8 protein-coding genes and 1 pseudogene are annotated in these 6,349 nt (G+C 50.4%); 6 read left to right on the top strand and 3 right to left on the bottom strand.

Annotated elements, in window-relative coordinates; translation table 11 throughout:
* From VB081_RS06745 to scfB, 5 genes and pseudogenes are all read left to right on the top strand, one after another.
* Nucleotides 1-225: pseudogene (locus VB081_RS06745) on the top strand (sugar ABC transporter ATP-binding protein); the annotation flags it as partial.
* 146 nt (nucleotides 226-371) lie between these two features.
* Nucleotides 372-776, top strand: coding sequence for a preprotein translocase subunit YajC (yajC, locus tag VB081_RS06740; RefSeq protein ID WP_323400064.1), 405 nt, complete (start codon nucleotides 372-374; stop codon nucleotides 774-776).
* Between the two features lie 78 nt (nucleotides 777-854).
* Entirely contained in the window at nucleotides 855-998 is a 144-nt protein-coding gene (gene scfA / locus VB081_RS06735; RefSeq protein WP_066646629.1) for a six-cysteine ranthipeptide SCIFF, read from the top strand.
* 133 nt (nucleotides 999-1,131) lie between these two features.
* Nucleotides 1,132-1,284, top strand: a complete 153-nt coding sequence (locus tag VB081_RS06730; RefSeq protein WP_323400063.1) for a hypothetical protein — start codon at nucleotides 1,132-1,134, stop codon at nucleotides 1,282-1,284.
* A 32-nt stretch (nucleotides 1,285-1,316) separates the two neighbouring features.
* On the top strand, nucleotides 1,317-2,651 hold the full coding sequence (scfB, locus tag VB081_RS06725; RefSeq protein ID WP_323400062.1) for a thioether cross-link-forming SCIFF peptide maturase: 1,335 nt from the start codon (nucleotides 1,317-1,319) through the stop codon (nucleotides 2,649-2,651).
* An 80-nt stretch (nucleotides 2,652-2,731) separates the two neighbouring features.
* On the opposite strand, the gene VB081_RS06720 is transcribed toward scfB, so the two are convergent.
* The 3 genes from VB081_RS06720 to VB081_RS06710 form a co-directional block, all read right to left on the bottom strand.
* Entirely contained in the window at nucleotides 2,732-4,162 is a 1,431-nt protein-coding gene (locus tag VB081_RS06720; RefSeq protein WP_323400061.1) for an MATE family efflux transporter, read from the bottom strand.
* Complete coding sequence (locus VB081_RS06715; protein ID WP_323400060.1) at nucleotides 4,140-4,613, bottom strand: MarR family winged helix-turn-helix transcriptional regulator; 474 nt, start codon at nucleotides 4,611-4,613, stop codon at nucleotides 4,140-4,142. The genes VB081_RS06720 and VB081_RS06715 overlap by 23 nt, the downstream gene beginning before the upstream one ends.
* Before the next feature lie 112 nt (nucleotides 4,614-4,725).
* Nucleotides 4,726-5,568 (bottom strand): pirin family protein, encoded by an 843-nt coding sequence (locus tag VB081_RS06710; protein ID WP_323400059.1) that lies wholly within the window; start codon nucleotides 5,566-5,568, stop codon nucleotides 4,726-4,728.
* Between the two features lie 124 nt (nucleotides 5,569-5,692).
* Between VB081_RS06710 and VB081_RS06705 the strand changes: the two genes are divergently transcribed.
* A partial coding sequence (locus tag VB081_RS06705) for a nucleoside hydrolase (protein WP_323400058.1) occupies nucleotides 5,693-6,349 on the top strand: 657 nt, incomplete at its 3' end.

Below are 6,349 nucleotides of genomic sequence, written 5' to 3'. Positions count from 1 at the left end.
GATGAACCGACCAAGGGTGTGGATATTGCGGGCAAGGTGGAGATATACAATATCATCAATGAGCTGATCCGAAAGGGCGCGGGGATTATACTGGTATCCTCTGATTTTTCTGAGTTGTCGGGCATGTGCGACCGCGTGATGGTGATCCGCAACGGCAAACTTGTCGGGGAGCTTGGACAAAAGGAACTGTCGCACCAGCGGCTGTTCGATCTGTGTAAGGAATAGGGTTCCTTTGCGAGGCACCGCAAAAGGGCTGTTTTTCAGGGAAAAAGAGGCGTGCCGGACGCAAATAATGGTTGACTTAAGCGCGTACAAACGATATGATAATAAATGTACATTTTTTGTAAAATTGAAAGGCGGTATATGAGTTTATGGGTACAGATGTTTTAGGCGGCCTCACGGGCGGAAATGCGATGACGCTGCTTTTTCCGATCCTGCTGATCGTCATTTTTGTAGTGTTGATCATCGTTCCGAACAAGCGGAAAGAAAAGAAATTTAAAGATATGCTTTCGACGTTGCGTGTTGGAGACAACATCAAAACGATCGGCGGCTTTTATGGTAAGATCGTCTCTATTAAGGAAGACCTGATCACCTTTGAATGCGGCCCTGATAAGGCGAAGCTGGTTATCTCCAAAGGCGCGATTGCTTCTGTTGAGAGCTTTGAAGAGGGGAAAACCACTGAAAAGGTAGAGGAAACGAAGAAGGAAGAAGCGGCGAAAACAGAAGAACCGAAAAAAGACGAGCCGAAAAAAGAGGGAACAAAAAAGAAAAAGTAAGGGTTTCGTAACACTTGAAATTGTTTCGTAATCGTGATACACTTATTGACGGAAAGTTTCCTTGAGGAGGTTTGTCATATGAAACATATTAAAACGATAACCAAGAGCAACTTAAAAGATACGCTGAAAACAGGCGGCTGCGGCGAGTGCCAGACGTCCTGCCAGTCGGCTTGCAAGACCTCTTGCACGCTTGCGAACCAGAAGTGCGAGAAAAAGGCATAAGAGATCAACTGTAAATTGGGTGACGGCAGTGTGGGGACACAATGCCGTCATTTTTCTATGTGTGGGGAAGACGAGATTGAACCAAAGCCGCATCCGCCATACTTCCTACGGAGGTAATTTACCGCAGCCTTAGATGGCTATTTGCATTCCGAGTCTGCGCGCTGCGCTTGCAAAGACGTCGGAAGCAAACACCGCATCACGTCTGAGGATCGGTGGTATCGTGCTCTTTGCCGCACGCGGGTTAGACGATGGTAGGAACACTTGCTGGCTATGTTCGTCGAAGTAAAACAACTTTAAACAAAGGGAGTGCAACTAAGTATGGTTCATTTAATAGAATTTTGCGGGCATTATGCGGCGCTTGACGTAGAGTCGGGCTCGGTGCACGCGATCGACAAGGACGCGATGAGCGTGCTGACATTTAAAAACGCGGGCAAGACGGACGAGCAGATCATAAACGATCTGGGCGAGGAAGCGCGTGAGATATTGGAAGAAATCAGAGAGCTTACAGAGCAGGGATTGTTGTATTCTGCATGTGAGATCGATGGAGAGGACGTGCAGTTCAATACGCCGGTCATCAAGGCGCTGTGCCTGCTTGTGGCGCAGGATTGTAATTTGCGTTGTTCGTACTGCTTTGCAGAGACCGGAGAATATCACGGTACGCGTGCGCTGATGAGTTTAGAAACCGCAAAGGCGGCGATCGATTTTCTGATCGCGCATTCGGGAAACCGAAAGAATCTTGAGATCGACTTTTTCGGCGGTGAACCGCTGATGAATTTTGAGGTCGTGAAGGGCGCGGTGGAATATGGACGCGAGCAGGAAAAGCTGCACGGCAAAAACATCCGCTTCACGCTGACGACGAATGCGTACCATGTGACGGACGAGATGGCGGACTTCATCAATAAAGAGATGAAAAACGTGGTCATCAGCATGGACGGACGCAAGGAAGTGCATGACAAGATGCGCAAAAATGTCGCGGGCGAAGGCAGCTATGACAAGGTGTTGCAAAATGCGCATAAGATCATTGACGGTCGGGCGGGGCAGGAGTATTATGTGCGTGGCACATACACGGCGGAAAACCTCGATTTTGCGAGTGACGTGTGCGCGATCGCAGACGCGGGATTCGATCAGGTTTCGGTGGAGCCTGTTGTGACGGGCGAAAGCTACGCGATCCGCGAGGAGGATTTGCCGCAGATAAAGCACGAATATGAGATGCTGGCGCGCGAATATATCAAGCGCGAAAAGGCGGGGAAGGGATTTAACTTCTTTCATTTTATGATCGATCTCAATGCGGGGCCGTGCCTTAATAAGCGCTTACGTGGCTGTGGGGCAGGCAGTGAATATCTTGCTGTCTCGGCAGACGGGCAGCTTTACCCGTGCCACCAGTTTGCAGGCATGGAGGATTTTTATATGGGCAGCGTATTTAAAGAGGACGTTGATCAGGTGGTCAAGCAGGGATTCCTGGATACGCATGTTTTTACAAAGCAGGGATGCAGCGAATGCTGGGCCAAGTATTATTGCTCGGGTGGCTGCGCGGCGAACGCGTACCACGCGACAGGCAGTATCCGCAAGCCGTATAAGATCGGCTGCGAAACAGAGAAAAAGCGCATCGAGACGGCGATCGCTATCAAGACATTTGATGAGGAACTGATATGACAAACGGGAAACCATATAATATAGTAAGACAAAAAGAGCCGGTACAATACGTACAGGCTCTTTTTATGTAAAAGGATATTCTAGATACCTGCCATGATTAGCCGGCCCTCGTCCTCTGTTTTGATCCAGCGGTTCAGTTTTTTCATTTCATAGATCATGAAGAAGGCTACGATGACCGCGGAGCCGATATCTGCGATGGGGAAGGCAAACAGCACACCGTCGAGGCCAAAGAAAAGCGGCATGATCAGCATGGTGGGGATGAGCAGCAACAGCTGCCGCAGCATAGAGAGCACGGTTGCCTTTAAAGGCTGTCCGGTCGCCTGGAAATAGCTTGTGGAAACGATTTGGAAGCCGGAGCAGAAGATGCCGAGCAGGGCGATGTGCATGGCCTTTACCGCGAACGCCGTAAAGTTTGCGTTTTCGCTGCCAAACAGGCTTAGAATCTGTTCGGGGAACAGCTGGCACAACAACCATGAGACTGACACGACGGCGGTGGAGATCCATGCCGCCATAATGTATGTTTGTTTGATGCGTTTGGGCTGTTTTGCACCGCGGTTAAAGCCCAGAATGGGCTGTGCGCCGATGCCGATGCCAATACAGGCGGAGGCGAGGATCATGGCGACCTTCATTACGATACCCATAGCGGACAGCGCCGCGTCGCCGCCCACGGGACTCTGGTTGCCATAATAGACGAGTGTGTTGTTCATCACGACCTGCATGACGCAGGCGACCACCTGTGTTACAAAGGACGAGATGCCGAGCGTGAACGTCATCTTGCACACGCGTCCGGAAAGCCGCATATATTTTTTGTGAAACTGCATGCTTTTGCCTCTCCGCGCAAAATAAACAAGAAGCACGATCGTGGAAATGAGCTGTGAGGTGATGGTCGCGATGGCCGCACCCGTAACGCCCCAGTGGAACACAAAAATATATATCGGGTCAAGTATTGTATTGAGCACTGCGCCGATCAGAATGCTGTACATGGAAAGGCGCGGGCTGCCGTCTGTGCGCGCCATGTTGGAAAGCGCAATGCTGATGATGGAAAACGGCGTACCCAGCAGGATCACGAATGCGTAGTCGTGCGCGTAGGGCAGGGTGGCGTCTGTCGCGCCGAGCATACGAAGCAGCGGGTCTAAGGACAGGAGTCCTACTGTCATGATGACCGCACTCAGGATAATGCTTAGTACCAATACGTTATTGAGCGTTTTTTGTGCGGTTTCTTCTTTCTTTTCGCCGAGCTTTAAGGCCGCGTACGCGCTGCCGCCTGTGCCGATGAGCGTCGCAAAGGCAGCGAGCACCGTCATGATTGGGAAGGAGATCGTCGTAGCGGCGTTGCCGAGATAACCGATGCCCTGACCGATAAAGATCTGGTCGACAATGTTGTAGATCGAATTAACAAGGCAGGAAATGATTGCCGGAAGCGCAAAGCTTCGCAGCAGCTTGCCGATGGGTTGATATCCCAACGGATTTTTTGTGATAGTACTTGGTTCAGAGATCGTTGCTTCTTCCATTTTTGTCCCCCTCAATCAAACTTGAAATATATTCATAGGCGTTTTTCGCCATCTGATCCATCATTTTTTTTGTAAGGGCGACTTCTTCCTGCGTCATACCCTGCTGTAAGATATCGTTCCACCGGTCTACCGCGGCATACACTTTATTGTTGATCGGCTTTGCTTTGGGCGTGGTGTAAAAGCGGCATTTGCGCTTGTCTTCGGCGTCTGCTTCCCTGCGGATGTAGGAAAGCTCTTCTAACCGCTGCAGCGCGCGCGTGGCGGTCGCCTTATCAAAGTGCCCCTTGGCAGCAAGCTCCTGGGCGGTCAGCCCTTGCTGTTCGGAAATACGCGCGAGGAAAAAATATTGCCCCGCCCCGATCTGTGAATCACTGAGCTGGTGGTCGAAAAACTGCATGCTGAAACGGTTGATGATCGAAGCGTATTTACTGAGGGAATATTTTTCTTTCACAGGGCACCTCTTTTCACGACGCAAAAATAGTTGCGCACGCAACTTATGTTGTTATTATATAACAAACTGATTGCGCACGCAACTATTTTTTGAGAAGAATCATAAGAAAACTTTACTTATGCTTGATGAATGTCCCTTCCTCCAGCTCGTGGAAGGCATGGTTTAGTTCTTCACGCGTATTCATGACGATAGGGCCGCCCCAGGCAATCCCTTCGTGCAGCGGTTTGCCGGAGAAAAAGATGAAGCGTACGCCATCCTTGCCGGCGTGCACCGTAAAGTCGGTACCATCATCAAACAAAGCGGCGGTGTGAAAGGGAATCTCTTTTTTGCTGTCCCCAAAGGAAGCGCTTCCATCTACAACATATACAAACACATTGTGCTGCTCGTCTGTGGGAAAATGCAATTGCGCATCCGGCGCAAGGGAAATATCATAGATGTTCGGCTTTACATATTCGCCCTGTGTGGGGCCCGTATAGCCGTTGTAGTAGCCGCCGATGATGCGGATGGTGCTTGTTTCGTCCTGCAGGGTGGTGACCATATCGGACGTGATATCAAAATATCTGGGCTCCGCCATTTTGTTTTCTGACGGTAGGTTGAGCCACAACTGGAAGCCGAGCATGTGGTCGCACGCCTGCGGCATTTCCTGATGAAGTACGCCGCTGCCCGCTGTCATCCACTGGCAGCCGCCGTCGCAGATGCTCCCCTTATTGCCCATGCTGTCGCCATGCTCGATATCGCCGTGGATCAGGTAGGTGAGCGTCTCTATCCCGCGGTGCGGATGCCAGGGAAACCCCTTGATATAGTCGTCCGGATTTTTGGAATCAAATGCGTCCAGCATTAAAAACGGATCGAAGTCCTGCGTATCGTGATAGCCGATGACACGTACGAGATGCACGCCCGCACCGTCTATCGTTTTCTGGCCGGTCACAGTCTTTTTTATATTCCGGTTTTTCATATCATATTCCTCCCTGAATGTATCCTTATATCATTATTACCCTTTTATGAGCCAAAATATCAGTTTTTTGTTTAAAAGCATGTGTTCTGCTATAATAATAAAAAAAGAAAAGGAGCGGCGGGATATGCAAAAAATATTGATCGACTGTGATCCGGGACACGACGACGCGGTGGCGCTCGCGCTGGCGACACGTGCAAAGGAATTTGACATCGTGGGGGTGAGCGTGGTTGCGGGCAACAGCATCTTGAAAAACACAGTACGCAATGCACTCGACATATTGGCTTTTGCGGATGCGGCGGATATTGCTGTGTATGCAGGAAGCTCGAGCCCCTTAAAGAGACCGCTTTACAATAATTCGGGCGTGAAGATACACGGAGAAAACGGGCTGGGAAACCAGAAGATCGACGTTCATGCGGGTAAGGTACAGAGCATGCACGCAACAGACTTTATTGTGCAAACGCTGAGCAGGACAACGGAAAAGATTACGCTGGTGTGCTTAGGCCCGCTTACGAACATCGCACAGGCGTTTTTGAAAGCGCCCGACTGTAAGGACAACGTGGAAAGGATCGTGATCATGGGCGGCGCGGTGTATGCGCCGGGCAATGTCAATTCTGCCACGGAGTTCAACTTTTTTGTCGATCCGGAGGCGGCGAAGATCGTGATAGGCAGCGGCTGCGAGATATACCTGCATACACTTGATATCACGATGAAGGCGCTTTTTAACAAAGAAGAGATCGAACGCCTGGAAGAACATGACCGCGGTAAGCTTTCACGGCTGGTA

The organism is Christensenella sp., assembly GCF_034927525.1.
In the GTDB taxonomy this organism is placed as follows: Bacteria; Bacillota; Clostridia; order Christensenellales; family Christensenellaceae; genus Christensenella.
The sequence above is the reverse complement of the archived record's forward strand: the minus strand, read 5'-3'. Positions and strand labels throughout refer to the sequence as shown.